The sequence below is a fragment of the Angustibacter sp. McL0619 genome, assembly GCF_049994355.1.
Lineage (GTDB): Bacteria > Actinomycetota > Actinomycetes > Actinomycetales > Angustibacteraceae > Angustibacter.
The window spans coordinates 1,494,279-1,509,902 of sequence record NZ_CP188257.1 but is presented as its reverse complement, the minus strand read 5'-3'; the positions used below and the strand labels follow the sequence as shown (position 1 = coordinate 1,509,902).

Sequence of the window (15,624 nt, the reverse complement as noted above, 5' to 3'; positions counted from 1 at the left end):
GGCGAACCGATCATCACGACCCGGAACCTGACCAAGCGGTTCGGCCGGATCACGGCCGTGGACTCGGTGAGCCTCACGGTGCACCAGGGCGAGCGCTACGGCTTCCTCGGACCAAACGGCTCGGGCAAGACCACGACGGTGCGCATCCTGCTCGGGCTGGTCTTCGCCACCAGCGGCGAGGTCGAGCTGCTCGGGCACTCCGTTCCTCGGCAGGCCCGCGAGGTGCTCGGCGAGGTGGGCGCGCTGGTGGAGGGTCCGGCCGCCTACCCCTACCTGTCGGGTCGGGCCAACCTGCGGCTGCTCGACTCGGCCGGCCCCACCGGCCCCGGCGACGCACCGGCCGCCCCCGGCACGGGCTCGCGCCGGACCCGCCGTCGTCGGGTCGACGAGGCCCTCGAGCGGGTCGGACTCGCGGACATCGGACGCCGTCCGGTCCGCACCTACTCCCTCGGCATGCGACAACGCCTAGGGCTGGCGCAGGCCCTGGTGCGATCGCCGCGCCTGCTGGTGCTGGACGAGCCGACGAACGGGCTGGACCCGCAGGGTATCTATGAGGTGCGCGAGCTGCTGGTCTCGCTCAACGAGGCCGGCACCACCATCTTCCTGTCCAGCCACCTGCTCGCCGAGGTCGAGCGGACCTGCACGCGGGTCGGGGTGCTGCACCGCGGTCGGCTCGTCGCCCAGGACGACCTGGACGCGCTGCGCGGCCCCACCGGGCGGACCCTCGTCCGGGTGGACGACACCGCGGCCGCGCGCCGGCTGCTCGGCGCGCAGGTCGCCGGCGACTCGAACGGGCGGCTGGTGCTCGAGGGGACGACGGTGGCCGAGGTGACCGCCCGGCTGGTCCGGGACGGCATCGGCGTGCTCGAGGCGGCGCCGGAGCGGCGCACCCTCGAGCAGACGGTGCTGGAGCTGACCTCGTGATCGTGATGGAGCTGCGCCGTCAGCTGGCCCGGCCCCGCACCTGGACGACGATCGCGATGCTCTGCCTGCTGCCGGCGATCGTGGCGGTGTTCCTCGCGCTGACCAAGATCGGCCCGCGACCCGGCCAGGGGCCGACGTTCCTGTCGGCGGTGCTCGGCAACGGTGCGCTCTACCCGGCGGCTGCCCTCGGCATCGTGCTGCCCTTCTTCCTGCCCATCGCAGTCGCCGTGGTTGCCGGTGAGGCGGTCGCCGGCGAAGCGACCGCGGGGACCCTGCGCTACCTGCTCGTCCGGCCGGTCGGACGGACGCGCCTGCTGGTGGCCAAGCTGGTCTCGATCCTGGTGTTCACCCTCGTCAGCGTGCTCGCAGTCGCGGTGACCGGCTACGTCGCCGGGGTCAGCCTGCTCGGCACCTCGAGCTCGGCCACCACCACGACGCTGTCCGGCACCACCCTGACCACCAGCGCGCTGGCCTGGCGCACCGCGCTGATGGTGCTCTACATCGGCTGGTCGATGGTCGGGGTGGCGGCCGTGTCCCTGCTGCTGTCGACGCTCACCGACTCACCGCTGGCCGCAGCGCTCGGCGGACTCGCGGCGCTCGTGGCCAGCAGTGTGCTGGTCGCGCTGGACGCCGCCGGCGGTGTCCGGGACTACCTGCCGACCCGGTACTGGCTCGCCTGGGTGGACCTGTTCCGCGATCCGGTGCTCTGGCACGACGTCGAGCGCGGCGTCCTGGTGCAGACCGCGTACGTCGTCGTCCTGCTTGGCGCCGCGTGGGCCAACTTCGCCACCCGCGACATCACGAGCTGACGGTCCGCTCAGGTCGAGCCCGCGCCACCCCTCGCGCGGAGCGCGGCGCACCGCGACGGCGCCGGGGCCTGGGTCATCGGCGCCACGTCGAGGGCCTGCTCGACCAGGCCGATGACCAGCGGGTCGCGGGGCAGCTGGCCGTGCTGCACCGAGGCGTCGGGGCAGATGCTCTGGACCTCGATGTCCAGCGCGCCCTCGAGGCGGGCCGAGTCCGGCGGGACGACGGTCTGGTCCTGGGTCGTCCACAGGCTGGTCCAGACCGGCCCGGACGGCGTCTCGGGCAGGCCGGTCAGCACGTCGCTGCCCGGCACGAGCTGCCGGCAGGCGAGCGGGCACGCCCCGGGCGCCAGGGCCGAGCCCAGCCCCGCCAGCTCGGTACCGTGGTGCGGCGACCCGAGCGTGACGATCCGCCGGGCCTGCGCCGCCCCGCCCAGGTCAGCGGCCCAGATCCGCGCCACCACACCGCCGGCCGAGTACCCGACGACGTCGACGCTGGGCGCGCCGGCCACGATCGCCCCGTCGGCCGCTGCCTTGACGGCGGCCGCCTGGGCGCGCAGGTCGCCGGTGCCGTCCCCCGGCAGCTGGACGACGACCGTGCGGCGACCGGACGCGGTGAGCGCGTCCGCCAGCGTCTGCAGCGACGACGTGCTCCCGCCGTACCCGGGGACCAGGAGCACTGCGCCCGGGCGGCTCTGCGACACCGCGTCGGACGTCGACTCGCGGGCACGCAACCCGGCCCCGACGACGACCCCGACGACCAGGACGAGCGCGGCACCGAGCGCGACCAACGCCCGCCGACGTGCCGGACTCACGGAACGTCCTCGAACGCCTGCCCCGGGTCCCGTTGCGCCACTTCCGCAGCGTACGTCGAGCCCTATCCTGACCCGGTGGACCTGGAGTTCAGCGGCGAGATCTGGCACTGGAGGGGGCCGGCCCCCTACCACTTCGTCAGCGTGCCTGACGAGGAGTGCGCCGAGCTGGAGGCCGCCTCGGCGCTGGTCAGCTACGGCTGGGGCATGATCCCAGTGGCCGTGCGGATCGGTGCCACCGACTGGACGACCTCGTTGTGGCCCAAGGACGGTCGGTACGTGGTGCCGCTGAAGGACCGGGTCCGGACCGCCGAGGGCCTCGCCCTTGGTGACGTGGTCTCGGTCCGGCTCACCATCGACGTCTGAGCGTCGGGCCGTCGCCGAACACCAAGATCATGTACTTTCGCCGGCCGCGGCGGCTCTGTTCCTGCGACGAGCCCGCACACCGGGCAGGCGATCCGGCGAGCGTGCACGGCAGGCACCCGCGCGCGGGGCTTGCCTGCCGGCCCGGGTGCGGAGGACTGTGGGCGGCGGGAAGTGGGTTGAGATGGCCAGTGCCGACGACGAGCGCGCGGGGAAGCAGGCGGGCTGGTGGTCCCGCCCGATGCAGCTCGTGCTCGGCGCGGGCGCCGTCGCGGCCGCCGTCACGGCCATCGTCTCGCTGTGGCCCGACCCGGACCCGCAGGACGAGGCGCACCTGGTGGTGCTCAGCGTCGTCCGGATGCCGTTGAGCGAGTACCTCACCCGGGCACCGGCGCTCATCCCGCAACCGGTCTCCCGCAGCACCGCGAACTCGGCGCCGCGACCGGGCGCGGTCGGCGCCCAGCTGGCCGCGTTCGTCCGCACCGCTCGGCCGACCGGGCTGACCACGCTGCAGCAGGATCAGCGCTCGCGGCTGACCGTCACCACCACGGCCAGCCCCACGACCAGCCCCACGGCCAGCGCCAGCACAAGCCCGACGACCAGCCCCACGACCCGCGCGACGACGGACGCGACGGCCACCGGGTCGGCGACCGCCCGGCTGCAGGGCGAACCGCTGCTCAGCATGCTGACCGCGGGCCAGCAGAGCCTGGTGAGCGCCGGCGTTCGCGACGGCTTGACCTGCGCCCAGGACGACTGCAAGCCCTTGATCCTCAAGAACGCGGTCGGGTTGGCCGCGACGACGACGCAGGTGGACAGCGCGGGCCAGCCGGTCGCCGCCGACGTGGCGGCCGACCGGGTGATCGGCCTGCTGGGCAATGCGCGCGCGTCCGGACACCGCGGCGACACCCTCGGCGTGCTGGTGACCACGAACGTGCAGACGATCGGCTTGCGCGGCAAGGATCTTGCCCTGACCTGGACGGTCCTGCAGGAGAGCGGCGACACCCCGCTGCCGAAGAGCTGGCTCGGCACCACGATGGGCGCGCTGGTCAGGTCGAGCACCGAGAACGACTCCACCGTCGCGTACCTGTGGGTGCCGCTGCCGAGGGCCCGGGGCAGCTACGTCGTCCAGGTGGGTCTCGGACTGGACGGACACCCGCTGACCATCGCGCAGAGCCCACCGTTCGGCTGAGCCGGTCCTACAGCATCGAGCGCCGCACCAGGACGTGCCCGCGGACACTGGACAGCCGCTGCCACGGACCGGCCGCGTGCAGCGTGACGGGATCGTCGGAACCCAGGAACCCCAACGACTCCACGGCGAACGCTGCGCCGGCCGCCAACCCCGGCACGGACACCATGTCCCGTCCCCAGACCAGCGCGCGCAGGCGGCTGACAACCGCCGACCCGGCGCCCTGGCCGGCGCCGGCCGCGATCTCCTCGATGCCGGCCCGCGCCGCGTCACCCAGCGCGGCCGCGTCGACCGTGCCGACCGCCTGCCAGCCCGAGCGCGGAGGGCCGACCCCCGCCCAGCCGGCGTCCGCGGCGTCCATCGGCGGCAGCGCCAGCCGGACCGGACCGGACGCGGCGACCGGCCGGGCCAGCCGGTCGCTCAGCGCGGCCATCGGCACCGTCCGGTCGGCCGTGGCGGGTTCGGCGAGCGCGAGCACGCGCAGCCCTATCACGGTGGGTCCGCCGCCGCCGTGCACCGGCGAGACGTACACCGCCAGCGTCGCCCCGGCGGCGACCAACCGAGCGGCGCCGTCCGGGTCGACCCGCCGAGCCCGAGCCAGGTAGGTGGCGAGATCCGCCGCGGTGTCCTCGTCCGGGAGCAGGAGGTCGCTCACGCCCTGGACCGACGCATCCGGAACGGAACTGGATCCCCGCGCAGCCCGTCCAGGCGTTCGATGTCGGCGGCGCTGATCCGGCGTGGCCGCTCGCTGACCAGGTCGTAGACGACCAGCGTGGACTCGGCCAGCGCGTAGCGGACCCGCTCCTCGCCCTCGTGCGCGTCGTAGACCTCGTAGCCGACGTCGACCCGGGCGCCCTTGAGTTCGGTGATCCACAGGTCGATGTGCACCGGCTCGGGGCGCCACTTCAGCGGCTTGAGGTACTCGATCTCGTGCCGCACCACGAGGATGCCGGCGTCCAGCAGGCTCTTGTCGCCGTCCCCCGCCCGGTGCGCCGCGAACGCCTCGATCCGCGCGTCCTCGAAGAAACGCAGGTACTGCACGTTGTTCACGTGCCCGTAGGCGTCCATGTCGGACCAGCGCATCGGGTAGTCACAGCGGTAGCGAGCCATGCCGGACATCCTGCCCTGCCCTGCCGGGCCTGGGATACGGTGCCTGCGTGCCTCGTGGTCTGGACGTCATCGCGCTCACCCGGTGGCTCGACGCCCGACACCCAGGACTGCGCGCCGGCGACCTGTCGGCCGAGTTGATCGCCGGCGGTCGGTCCAACCTCACGTACACGCTGGACGACGGGAGCCACCGCTGGGTGCTGCGCCGCCCGCCGCTGGGTCACGTGCTCGCCACCGCGCACGACATGAGCCGCGAGTTCCGGGTGATCAGCGCCCTGCGCGGCGGCGCCGTGCCGGTTCCCGATCCTGTGCTGCTGTGCGAGACCGACTCACCGCTGGACGCTCCGTTCTACCTCATGCAGCGGGTGGACGGGCAGGTGCTGCGCAGCCGCGAACAGCTGTTGGCGGTGCCCGCCGCCGAGCGCGGGTCGCTGGCCGACCGGATGCTGGACACGCTGTCAGCACTGCACTCGGTCGAGCCGGACGCGGTGGGGCTGCACGACTTCGGCCGCCCAGAGGGCTTCATGACCCGCCAGGTCGCCCGCTGGGGCAAGCAGCTGGCCGCGAGCCGCAGCCGGGACGTCGCCGGCATCGACGCGTTGCACGACGCCCTGGCGGCCGACGTGCCGGCGCCGCAGCGAGCGGCCGTCGTGCACGGTGACTTCCGGCTGGACAACCTGCTGGTCCGGCCGGGCACGTGGGACGTGGCGGCCGTGCTGGACTGGGAGATGGCCACCCTCGGCGACCCGCTGACCGACCTCGGACTGCTGCTTGTGTACTGGGGCAACAAGTCCGTGACGGCGCTGGGTCCGATCAACGACACCCCGGCGGCCGTCGACGGGTTTCCCAGCGGCGACCAGCTGGCCCACCGGTACGCCACGACCACCGGCCTCGATCTCACGGCGCTGCCGTGGTACGTCGCGTTCGGCTACTTCAAGCTCGCGGTGATCCTGGAAGGGATCCACTACCGCTTCACCCAGGGCCAGACCGTGGGTCCGGGGTTCGACCAGATCGGCGCCGTGGTCCCCAGGCTCGTCGGGGCCGGACGTCACGCGCTCGCGGAGGCATCATGAGCAGCTTGCTGGCCCACGACGTGGCAGGTTCGGGGACGGCGGTGCTGCTGCTGCACTCCGGCGTCGCCGGCCGCGAGCAGTGGGACCCGCAGTGGGAGGCTCTGACCGCCTCGCACCGGGTGGTCCGTGCCGACCTGCGCGGCTTCGGCGAGACCCCGCTGCCCACCGAGTCGGGCTGGAGCGACAGCACAGACCTGCTCGCGCTGCTGGACGAGCACGGCATCGACCAGGTTGCGGTGATCGGGTCGTCATACGGCGGCAGGATCGCCATGGAGCTGGCGACCGTTGCGCCGCAACGGGTGTCGCAGCTGCTCCTGCTCTGCACTGCGTACCCGGGGCTGCCGGTGACGGCAACCGTCGAGGCGTTCGGCGAGGCCGAGGAGGCGCTGCTCGAGGCCGGTGACGTCGAGGCGGCCGTCCAGCTCAACGTCGAGACCTGGCTCGGCCCGGACGCCGACCAGTCGACCCGCGCCGAGCTGGCCCGGATGCAGCGGCGCAACTTCGAGGTCCAGCTGCCTGGCCCGGACGACCTCGGCCCGGCTCGGCCGGAGTTGGACGCCGCCACGATCGACGTACCGACCACGGTGTTCAGCGCCGGCCACGACCTGGACCACTTCCAGCACGTGGCCAGGCACCTGGCCGACACCATGCCGCAGGCCCGGTTGGTCGAGCTGCCCTGGGCCGGTCACCTGCCGAACCTCGAGCGGCCCGAGCAGACGACCTATCTGCTGCTCGCCGAGCTGGCCTGAGCGCCGCGCCCGCAACGAGAGGACCACCGTGGACTTCGCCTATGACGACCGCACCACCGAGCTCACCGAACGGCTGCAGAGGTTCCTCGAGACGCACGTCTACCCGGCGGAAGCCGTTCTGCACCAGCAGGTCCAGGATGCGCGCGGCACCGACCGGGAGTGGTCGCGCCCACCCGTCGTCCAGGAGCTCAAGGCGGCCGCCCGCGGCGAGGGCCTGTGGAACCTCTTCATCCCAGGCCGGCACGGGGCCGGCCTGACCAACGCGCAGTACGCGCCGCTCGCCGAGCTGACCGGGCGGTCTCCGTGGCTGGCACCGGAGTCGCTGAACTGCGCTGCCCCGGACACCGGCAACATGGAGGTGCTGGCCGAGTTCGGTACCCCGCAGCAGCAGTCCCGTTGGCTGGAACCGTTGCTGGACGGGCGGATCCGGTCCGCCTTCTGCATGACGGAGCCAGAGGTCGCCTCCTCGGACGCGACGAACATCGAGACCAGGATCCGCCGCGACGGCGACGAGTACGTCGTCAGCGGACGCAAGTGGTGGTCCACGGGCGCGATGGACCCCGCCGCCGAGATCTTCGTGGTGATGGGGCAGTCGGCGGACCCGGCCGACGAGTCGGTGGACCGGCACCGCCGGCAGTCGATGGTCCTGGTGCCGCGGGACACCCCGGGCGTGCGGATCGTCCGCGCGCTGCACACCTTCGGCTACGACGACAGCCCGCACGGCGGCCACGCCGAGGTTGCGTTCGACGACGTCCGGGTTCCTGCGTCGAACATCCTCAAGGGTGAGGGCGAGGGTTTCGCGATCGCCCAGGCGCGACTGGGCCCGGGCCGCATCCACCACTGCATGCGCCTGATCGGGATGGCCGAGCGCGCGCTGGAGCTGATGTGCCGCCGGGCCAACGAGCGGGTGGCGTTCGGGCGGCCGCTGTCGGCGCAGGGTGTGGTGCGCGAGCAGGTCGCCAACGCCCGGGTCGCCATCGAGCAGGCCCGGCTGCTGGTGCTGAAGACTGCCTGGCTGATGGACACCGTCGGCAACAAGGGCGCGCACGCCGAGATCCAGGCGATCAAGATCGCGGTCCCGTTGATGGCCCAGCGGGTGATCGACGACGCCATCCAGGTGCACGGCGGGGCCGGCGTCAGCCAGGACACGCCGCTCGCCCAGCTGTGGGTGGCCGCGCGGACCCTGCGGCTTGCCGACGGCCCGGACGAGGTGCACCGCATGTCGCTCGCGCGACGGGAGCTGGCCCGCTACGCCTGAGCTCCGGTTGCACGATCCGGACAGTTCGGACAGGGTGCCAGGAGGGGAACCGTCGAGGAGGCCCACCGTGCACCGCCGCACCGCTCTGCTGACCGTCGTTGGTCCGGTCTTGCTGGCCCTGCTGGCGGGGTCGAGCGCCGCCGCCACGGCCGCGCCGCCAGGACGTCCGGACGGCGGTGGCCTGACCAGTGCAGACCGGGCCACCCTGCACCGCTACGCCGCGGACACCTGGCGCTCCTTCGTCGCCTTGACGGACGACGCCACCGGACTTCCCGCAGACAACATGACCGGCCCGGTGACCGCTCCGGTGCGGTCCGGCTACACCTCGCCGACCAACATCGGTGGCTACCTGTGGAGCACGGTCGTCGCGCGCGACACGGGGGTGATCCGCCGCGCCGAGGCTCTGCGGCGGATGAGCCGGACGCTGACCACGCTCGGCCACCTGGATCGACACCCGGCCAGCGGCATGTTCTACAACTGGTACGACGAGCACACCGGGGCCAAGCTGACGGTCTGGCCGCCGTCCGGTGACCCGATCACCCCATTCCTGTCCAGCGTCGACAACGGCTGGCTGGCCGCGGCGCTGATGGTGGTCGCCGGAGCCGAGCCCAGACTGCGCCGCCAGGCCCAGGACCTGTTGCGCCCCATGGACTTCGGCTTCTTCTACAACCCGGCACCCGCCCGCGACGGGGTGAACGCCGGCTTCGTCCGCGGCGGCTTCTGGGACTCCGACCCCGGCGGCTGTTCGGTGGTCGGCAACTACCGCGGCAGCGGCCCGGACGTCTGGTACACCTGCAACAGCTACGACACGACGGTGACCGAGGCGCGGATCGCGCTCTACCTCGGCATCGCCCGGGCCCAGATCCCGCCCGAGGCGTACTACGCGACCTGGCGTACCTTCCCCAGCACCTGCGACTGGTCCTGGCAGGAGCAGCAGCCGGTCGGCACCACCCGCACCTACCTGGGCGTGCCGGTCTACGAGGGCGCCTACCGCTACCGCGGGATGCGCCTGGTGCCCAGCTGGGGCGGAGACATGTTCGAGTCGCTGATGCCGGACCTGTTCGTACCCGAGGCCTCGTGGGGTCCGCGCAGCTGGGCGGTGAACCACCCGCTCACCGTGCGCGCCCAGATCGAGCACGGTCTGGACGACGCGAAGTACGGGTACTGGGGCTTCTCGCCGTCCAGCACCCCCGGCGGCGGCTACCGCGAGTACGGCGTGGACGCGATCGGGATGAACCCGGACGGCTACTACTCCGACGCCGAGAAGAGCCCGGTGGACGACGGGTTCGGCGACTGCCGACCGGCGACCGTACCGACACCGACCTTCGGTGACGGCGTGGTGACACCGCACGCGTCGTTCCTCGCGCTGCCCTACGCCCCGCGCGCCGCGATGGACAACCTGGCCGCGATCAAGGACCACCTGGGTGCCTACGGCGACGGCGGCTTCTACGACGCCGTGGCAGTGCGCTCCGGAACGGTGGCCAAGACCTACCTGTCGCTGGACCAGGCGATGGTGATGGGTGCGATCGGCAACGTGCTGACGGGCAGCCTGCACCAGGCCTTCGTCACCCCGGACGTCGAGCACCGGCTGCGGCCGCTGCTGGCCCGTGAGACCTTCTCGGCCGGCATGGACGGCTGACTCAGCGCCCGGACTCCAGCCGCTGCTGCAGGCGGTTCATCGACTCGAGCCAGTCGTCCGGGTCGGCCGCCTTGGCCGCCAGGTAGCCGGCCACCTCGGGGTGCGGCAGCACCAGGAACTGCCCGGTGCCCAACGCAGCGAGGACCGCGTCGCCCACCACCGAGACGTCGACGGCGTCCGGTTCGAGCAGCGCCCGGCCGAGCCGACCGGTGCCCGCGAGCATCGGGGTCCGGACGCCCTGCGGGCACAGAGCTTGGACGACGACCCCGCGGTGCGAGTACGTCAGCCGCAGCCATTCGGCGAAGGCCACCGCGGCGTGCTTGGTCACCGCGTACGGCGCGCTGCCCAGCATGGTGAGCAGCCCAGCGGCCGACGCCGTGACCAGCAGGTGGCCGCGCCCGCGGGCCAACCAGGCCGGCAGCAGGACCTCGGCGGCCCGCACGTGGGCGAGCACGTTGACCTCGAGGGCCTGTGCCCAGGCCTGCGGCGTAGTCGCACCGGGCCCGACCGGACCACCGCGCGGAGCCACGCCGGCGTTGGCGCAGAACAGGTCCACCTCGCCAAAGCGCTCCCGGGCCAGCGCCACCACGGCCTCGACCCCGTCGAGGGTCGCGGCGTCACCCGGCGCGGTCAGCCCGCCGATCTCGTCGGCGACCGCCTTGGCCGACGCGGGATCGAGGTCGTTGACCACGACGTGCGCGCCCTGCTGGGCGAACCGGCGAGACAGCTCGGCGCCGATGCCGGACCCACCGCCGGTGACCACGACGCACGCGCCGGAGAGCTCAAGCACCTACGACCACCACCCGTCCCGTCGTCCGGCCCGCGGCCAGTCGGCTCAGCGCGTCCGGGACGTCGTCCGGGCCGATCCGCTCGGAGACCCACGGGTCGACCAGGCCCGCCGCCACCAGCTCGTGGATCTCCCGCTGCGCGTGCTGCACCGCCGCCGGGTCGTGCTGCTGGTACAGGCCCCAGTGCAGCCCGAGCACGCTGTAGTTCTTGATCAGTGCGTGGTTCGTCGCGGCCTGCGCCGCTGTGCCGCTGGTGAAGCCGACGACCACGATCCGCCCCTCGAAGGCGACGACCTTGGTGGACGCGGCGAACGCGTCCCCGCCGACCGGGTCGTAGACGACGTCGGCACCGTGCGGGCCGCAGGCGGCCTTCAGCGCGCCGACGAGCCCGGCCAGGTCGCCGGCGGCGTGCCGGTCCACCACCTCGTCCGCACCCAGCCACCAGGCCACCTCGGCCTTGTCCGGGCCACCAACGACCGCCACCACGCGCGCACCGGCCGCCAGACCGAGCTGGACCGCTGCGCTGCCCACTCCACCGGTCGCAGCGTGCACGACCAGCGTCTCCCCGGCCTGCAGCCGAGCGCGCCGGTGCAGCCCGAACCAGCCCGTCTGGTACGCCACGTAGAGGGCCGACGCCTTCGCGTCGTCCAGCGACTCGGGTGCGGCGAAGGCGGTGTCCGCGGACATCACCGCGTAGTCGGCCAGCGCCCCGTGCGGCAGGGCGGGCAGGCCGAGCACTCGGTCCCCGACGGCGTGGTCGGTGACCCCGTCACCCACTGCCGCAACGTGACCGGACAGCTCGATGCCAGGGGTGAAGGGCAGCTCGGGCCGCTGCTGGTAGGTGCCGGCGGCGAGCATGGTGTCCGGGTAGTTCAGCGCGCAGGCCGCGACCCGGGCCACCAGCTGGCCCGGACCGGGACGCGGCACCGATACCTCGCGACGCTCCAACGCGTATGCCGGGTCCCCGTGCCGCACCACCTGCCAGGCATGCATCGTGCTGGGCAGGTCGCTCACCCGAGACCTCCGGCCTTGCTGATCCCGCCGTCGACGACGATCGTCTGGCCGGTCACCCAGGCCGCGTCGTCGGAGAGCAGGAAGGCGACCGGTCCGGCCACGTCCGCGGGCTCCCCCAGCCGCTTGAGCGGGTAGTGCCGCGCGACCCGCTCCTCCTTGTCCAGGTACAGCACCTCCGCGAACTTGGTCTTGATGATGGCCGGCGCCACCGCGTTGACCCGCACCAGCGGTCCGAGCTCGACGGCCAGGGACTCGGTCAGCGAGATGACGGCCGCCTTGCTCGCGCCGTAGAACGAGATGCCCGGGGCCGGCTGCACCCCGGCGATGGACGAGATGTTGACCACCGCGCCGCGACGCTCAGCGATCCCCGCCTGGACCGCGAGCTGGGTCCAGGCCAGGGTGGAGACGATGTTGGTCTCAGCGATCTTGCGGGCCGCGTCGAGGTCCAGGTCGAGCAGCGGGCCGGCGACCGGGTTGATGCCGGTGTTGTTGACCAGGAAGTCCAGACCACCGAAGACCTGGACGGCCCGTTCGACGGTCTGCGCGCGGTGCTCGGCGTCGTCCGAGCGTCCGGCGACGGCGAGCGCGACGCCGGGGCCGCCGAGCGTGGTCACCGCCTCGTCCAGCGCCTCGGCGGTGCGCGCGGTGATGACGACCCGCGCACCTTCAGCGACCAGACGCTCGGCGATGCCGAGGCCGATGCCCCGCGAAGCACCTGTGACGATCGCGGTCTTGCCCTCGAAGCGCCGTGCCGACCCGCTCACAGGCCCAGGTCCCGGCCGATGAGCTCCTTCATGATCTCGTTGGAGCCGGCCCAGATCTTGGTCACCCGGGCGTCGCGCCAGGCGCGTGCCACCCGGTACTCGTTCATGTAGCCGTAGCCGCCGTAGAGCTGGACGCACTCGTCCAGGACGTCGTTCTGCACCTGGGCACTCCACCACTTGGCCTCGGCGGCCTCGGCGGAGGTCAGCTGGCCCTCGGCGAACAGCACGATGCACTTGTCGACGAACGCCTGCGTGACGTCGACCTTGGTCTTCAGCTCGGCGACCTTGAACTTGTTGTGCTGGAACGACCCGACGGACTGGCCGAACGCCTTGCGCTGCTTCACGTACTCGATGGTCTCGTCCAGGATCTGCGCGGCGTGCGCGATGTTCGCCAGCGCCGCGCCGACGCGCTCCTGCACCAGCCGCTCCATCATCGAGATGAAGCCCTGCCCCTCCTCGCCGATCCGCAGTGCGTCCGGCACCCGCACGTCCTGGAAGAACAGCTCGGCGGTGTCGGACTCGGTCTGGCCGACCTTGTCGAGCTTGCGGCCGCGGGTGAAGCCTTCCATGCCCGTCTCGACGCCGAACAGCGTGATGCCGCGGGCGCCCTTGGACGGGTCGGTGCGCGCGGCCACGATCACCAGGTCGGCGCTGTACCCGTTGGTGATGAAGGTCTTGGAGCCGTTGAGGATCCAGTCGTCGCCGTCGCGCACTGCGTGGGTCTTCAGCGCGGCGAGGTCGGAGCCGCCACTGGGCTCGGTCATCGCGATCGCGCAGACCAGCTCGCCGGTGCAGAAGCGCGGCAGCCAGCGCTCCTTCTGCTCGTCGGTGGTCAGCTCCACCAGGTACGGCGCGCAGACGCTGCCGTGGATGCCGAAGCACGAGGAGATGGACGCCGAGACCTTGGAGAACTCCTCGGCGACCACGACGCCGTAGCGGTAGTCCTCACTGCCGCCGCCGCCCCACTCGTCGGGGATGTGCAGGCCGAGCAGCCCCTGCTTGCCGGCCTCCAGCCAGAACTCGCGAGGCAGACCGCGGTTCTCGATGAACTCGTCCTGGTGCGGGATCACGTGACGGGCCAGGAACTCCTTGGCCGTGGCGCGCAGCGCCTCGTGCTCTTCGGTGAACAGGGTGCGGCGCACCGGGGGCCTCCCAGGACAGACAGTGACTAAGCGCTTGCTCACCTGCTAGCCTCCCGTCCCAGCCGTGGCCTGTCAAGCGGTCCGACGACCTTCGAGGGAGTGCGCGATGGCCAGCACCGCAGCCGGCGACCCCGCGCTCGCGGACGCCTTCGTCGACCTGCCCGACACGCCCCGCCGGATCGTCCAGGCGGCGGTCGCCGCGTTCGCGGACCGCGGGTACCACGCGACCACGACGCGGGACATCGCAATCGGTGCCGGGCTGTCCCCTGCCGGCCTGTACGTGCACTACCCGAGCAAGGCCGCGGTACTGGCCCAGGTCAGCCTGCTCGGGCACCAGGGCGCGCTCGACCTGGTGCGCGAGGCACTCTCGCCGCAGACTCCGGGCAGCAGCACCCAGCGGCTGCGGCGGTGCGTCGAGACCTTCACCGCCTGGCACGCCCGGCACCACACCGTGGCCCGCGTCGTCCAGTACGAGCTGGGTGCGCTGCCCGCCGCGGACCGGGTCGAGGTGGCCCAGATGCGGCGGGCCATCGAGTCGTTGGTCGAGGCCGAGGTGCGGCGAGGTGCGGCTGCCGGCGAGCTGTCGCTGGACGACCCGCACGGGGTGACCCGAGCCATCCTGTCGCTGAGCATCGACGTCTGCCGGTGGTACGACCCGGCCGGCCGGGAGTCGCCGGAGGACGTGGCGACGCTGTACGGCAGGCTGGCCCTGCGGATGCTCGGCGCTGCGCAGGCGCCGACCACGACGAGCCCGGAGGTCACGTGAGCGAGCGGACGACGGCGCAGGACGCGCGCGGGGACGGCGCCGAGCTGCTCAAGGGTCTGCTGGCGGTGCTCGACCTCGAGCCGCAGGGGCTGGACGAGCACGGCCAGGACGTCTTCGTCGGCGCCAGCCAGCGCCAGCCGCACGGCCGCGTCTTCGGCGGCCAGGTGCTCGGCCAGACCCTGGTGGCGGCCGGACGGACTGTCGAGCCCGGCCGCGACGTCCACTCGATGCACGGCTACTTCCTGCGGGCGGGCGACTCCAACGAGCCGATCACCTTCGCGGTCGAGCGGCTGCGCGACGGTCGCTCCTTCAGCGCCCGGCGGGTGCACGCGATCCAGTTCGGCAAGCCGATCCTGTCGATGATCGCCTCCTTCCAGGACGAGGCACCGGGACTGGACCACCAGGACTCGATGCCCGACGTCCCCGGCCCGGACGAGCTGCCCACCACCGCCCAGCTGCTCGGCCACATCGACCACCCGGTGGCGCGGTACTGGTCGCAGGAGCGGCCCATGGACCTGCGGCACGTGCAGCCGCCGGTGTACTGGGAAGCCGACCCGGAGCGGGTGGCCCGCAACGCCGTCTGGATGCGCACACCCGCCGCGATGCCGGACGACCCCGTGCTGCACCGGGCCGTGCTGGGCTATGCGAGCGACTACACGCTGCTGGAGTCCGTGCTGCGCCGACACGGAGTGACCTGGGCGACCCGCGGGCTGAAGGCAGCGAGCCTGGACCACGCGATGTGGTGGCACCGGCCGGTGCGGGTCGACGAGTGGCTGCTGTACGTCCAAGCCAGCCCGTCGGCGTCCGGCGCCCGCGGTCTGGGCATCGGCCGGATCTTCAGCCAGGACGGCCGCCTGGTCGCCTCGGTCGCACAGGAGGGCATGCTGCGGGTGCCCGAGGAGCTGCTCGGCTGAGCCGAACAGGTCGACTTCGACGTGACGTCGGCCACAGGCACTTCAGGTCGCGAGCGTCGCGGCCGATACAGAGACGAAGCCCTCGCCAGACGGCGGGGCTCCTGGTGTCACGCCGAGACCTGCCACGGCACCAGGGAGTCGTCTACCACGACGCGTTGGTGGCAGGTACGGAGCGCCCAGGTTTTTCGAGCGCCGTGCACCACGGCAGCTCTTGGGGGTAAGGACGTCGCTGACGACCTCGCACGTTGAGGCCGGCTGACGACGGACCGGGAGTACAGGTTCCCGACCCCGACAGGTCCCGCTTCGCAGGCGCTGACCT

General features: G+C 72.6%; 17 protein-coding genes. 10 read left to right on the top strand and 7 right to left on the bottom strand.

Features of this window, described 5'->3' with window-relative positions; all coding sequences use genetic code 11:
* Positions 1-9 precede the first annotated feature (9 nt).
* Together ACPPVT_RS06835 and ACPPVT_RS06830 are read left to right on the top strand one after the other, a co-directional pair.
* Positions 10-924 carry an ABC transporter ATP-binding protein gene (locus ACPPVT_RS06835; protein WP_426567079.1) on the top strand — a complete coding sequence of 305 codons (915 nt, stop codon included), beginning with the start codon at positions 10-12 and terminating at the stop codon, positions 922-924.
* A complete protein-coding gene (locus ACPPVT_RS06830) occupies positions 921-1,733 on the top strand; it encodes a DUF2705 family protein (protein ID WP_426566259.1) in 813 nt (270 codons plus the stop codon). The genes ACPPVT_RS06835 and ACPPVT_RS06830 overlap by 4 nt, the downstream gene beginning before the upstream one ends.
* An 8-nt stretch (positions 1,734-1,741) precedes the next feature.
* On the opposite strand, the gene ACPPVT_RS06825 is transcribed toward ACPPVT_RS06830, so the two are convergent.
* Positions 1,742-2,545 (bottom strand): esterase/lipase family protein, encoded by an 804-nt coding sequence (locus ACPPVT_RS06825; protein ID WP_426566258.1) that lies wholly within the window; start codon positions 2,543-2,545, stop codon positions 1,742-1,744.
* Between the two features lie 75 nt (positions 2,546-2,620).
* On the opposite strand from ACPPVT_RS06825, the gene ACPPVT_RS06820 reads away from it, so the two are divergent.
* Positions 2,621-2,908 (top strand): DUF1905 domain-containing protein, encoded by a 288-nt coding sequence (locus tag ACPPVT_RS06820; RefSeq protein WP_426566257.1) that lies wholly within the window; start codon positions 2,621-2,623, stop codon positions 2,906-2,908.
* 181 nt (positions 2,909-3,089) lie between these two features.
* Positions 3,090-4,094: a hypothetical protein gene (locus ACPPVT_RS06815; RefSeq protein ID WP_426566256.1), complete on the top strand. Its 1,005-nt coding sequence runs from the start codon at positions 3,090-3,092 to the stop codon at positions 4,092-4,094.
* Positions 4,095-4,101: 7 nt separating this feature from the next.
* On the opposite strand, the gene ACPPVT_RS06810 is transcribed toward ACPPVT_RS06815, so the two are convergent.
* Positions 4,102-4,746 carry a hypothetical protein gene (locus tag ACPPVT_RS06810; RefSeq protein ID WP_426566255.1) on the bottom strand — a complete coding sequence of 215 codons (645 nt, stop codon included), beginning with the start codon at positions 4,744-4,746 and terminating at the stop codon, positions 4,102-4,104.
* The gene (locus ACPPVT_RS06805; RefSeq protein ID WP_426566254.1) at positions 4,743-5,201 is read right to left on the bottom strand and encodes an acyl-CoA thioesterase; all 459 of its coding nucleotides are present in this window, start codon (positions 5,199-5,201) and stop codon (positions 4,743-4,745) included. The genes ACPPVT_RS06810 and ACPPVT_RS06805 overlap by 4 nt, the downstream gene beginning before the upstream one ends.
* Positions 5,202-5,248: 47 nt before the next feature.
* On the opposite strand from ACPPVT_RS06805, the gene ACPPVT_RS06800 reads away from it, so the two are divergent.
* From ACPPVT_RS06800 to ACPPVT_RS06785, 4 genes are all read left to right on the top strand, one after another.
* Positions 5,249-6,271 (top strand): phosphotransferase family protein, encoded by a 1,023-nt coding sequence (locus ACPPVT_RS06800; protein WP_426566253.1) that lies wholly within the window; start codon positions 5,249-5,251, stop codon positions 6,269-6,271.
* Positions 6,268-7,020 carry an alpha/beta fold hydrolase gene (locus ACPPVT_RS06795; protein ID WP_426566252.1) on the top strand — a complete coding sequence of 251 codons (753 nt, stop codon included), beginning with the start codon at positions 6,268-6,270 and terminating at the stop codon, positions 7,018-7,020. Before ACPPVT_RS06800 ends, ACPPVT_RS06795 begins: the two co-directional genes overlap by 4 nt.
* A 28-nt stretch (positions 7,021-7,048) precedes the next feature.
* A complete protein-coding gene (locus tag ACPPVT_RS06790; protein ID WP_426566251.1) occupies positions 7,049-8,278 on the top strand; it encodes an acyl-CoA dehydrogenase family protein in 1,230 nt (409 codons plus the stop codon).
* A 67-nt stretch (positions 8,279-8,345) separates the two neighbouring features.
* The gene (locus ACPPVT_RS06785) at positions 8,346-9,917 is read left to right on the top strand and encodes a glucoamylase family protein (protein ID WP_426566250.1); all 1,572 of its coding nucleotides are present in this window, start codon (positions 8,346-8,348) and stop codon (positions 9,915-9,917) included.
* Position 9,918: 1 nt separating this feature from the next.
* Here ACPPVT_RS06785 and ACPPVT_RS06780 read toward each other — a convergent pair whose 3' ends face one another.
* Genes ACPPVT_RS06780 through ACPPVT_RS06765 form a run of 4 tightly spaced genes read right to left on the bottom strand, consistent with a single transcriptional unit; the run spans position 9,919 to position 13,625 of the window.
* The gene (locus tag ACPPVT_RS06780) at positions 9,919-10,707 is read right to left on the bottom strand and encodes an SDR family NAD(P)-dependent oxidoreductase (RefSeq protein ID WP_426566249.1); all 789 of its coding nucleotides are present in this window, start codon (positions 10,705-10,707) and stop codon (positions 9,919-9,921) included.
* Positions 10,700-11,719: an NADPH:quinone oxidoreductase family protein gene (locus ACPPVT_RS06775; RefSeq protein ID WP_426566248.1), complete on the bottom strand. Its 1,020-nt coding sequence runs from the start codon at positions 11,717-11,719 to the stop codon at positions 10,700-10,702. The genes ACPPVT_RS06780 and ACPPVT_RS06775 overlap by 8 nt, the downstream gene beginning before the upstream one ends.
* Positions 11,716-12,483, bottom strand: coding sequence for an SDR family oxidoreductase (locus ACPPVT_RS06770; RefSeq protein WP_426566247.1), 768 nt, complete (start codon positions 12,481-12,483; stop codon positions 11,716-11,718). Before ACPPVT_RS06770 ends, ACPPVT_RS06775 begins: the two co-directional genes overlap by 4 nt.
* Positions 12,480-13,625, bottom strand: coding sequence for an acyl-CoA dehydrogenase family protein (locus ACPPVT_RS06765; RefSeq protein WP_426566246.1), 1,146 nt, complete (start codon positions 13,623-13,625; stop codon positions 12,480-12,482). Before ACPPVT_RS06765 ends, ACPPVT_RS06770 begins: the two co-directional genes overlap by 4 nt.
* A gap of 106 nt (positions 13,626-13,731) precedes the next feature.
* Here ACPPVT_RS06765 and ACPPVT_RS06760 point away from each other — a divergent pair, with 106 nt between their 5' ends.
* Together ACPPVT_RS06760 and ACPPVT_RS06755 are read left to right on the top strand one after the other, a co-directional pair.
* Positions 13,732-14,391: a TetR/AcrR family transcriptional regulator gene (locus ACPPVT_RS06760; RefSeq protein WP_426566245.1), complete on the top strand. Its 660-nt coding sequence runs from the start codon at positions 13,732-13,734 to the stop codon at positions 14,389-14,391.
* Positions 14,388-15,305, top strand: coding sequence for an acyl-CoA thioesterase (locus ACPPVT_RS06755; RefSeq protein WP_426566244.1), 918 nt, complete (start codon positions 14,388-14,390; stop codon positions 15,303-15,305). Before ACPPVT_RS06760 ends, ACPPVT_RS06755 begins: the two co-directional genes overlap by 4 nt.
* Positions 15,306-15,624 lie beyond the last annotated feature (319 nt).

Bases quoted from the DNA above. Each gene is read 5' to 3' on its own strand.
- ACPPVT_RS06815 (WP_426566256.1), top strand. From the start codon at position 3,090: ATGGCCAGTGCCGACGACGAGCGCGCGGGGAAGCAGGCGGGCTGGTGG.
- ACPPVT_RS06805 (WP_426566254.1), bottom strand. From the start codon at position 5,201: ATGGCTCGCTACCGCTGTGACTACCCGATGCGCTGGTCCGACATGGAC.
- ACPPVT_RS06795 (WP_426566252.1), top strand. From the start codon at position 6,268: ATGAGCAGCTTGCTGGCCCACGACGTGGCAGGTTCGGGGACGGCGGTG.
- ACPPVT_RS06760 (WP_426566245.1), top strand. From the start codon at position 13,732: ATGGCCAGCACCGCAGCCGGCGACCCCGCGCTCGCGGACGCCTTCGTC.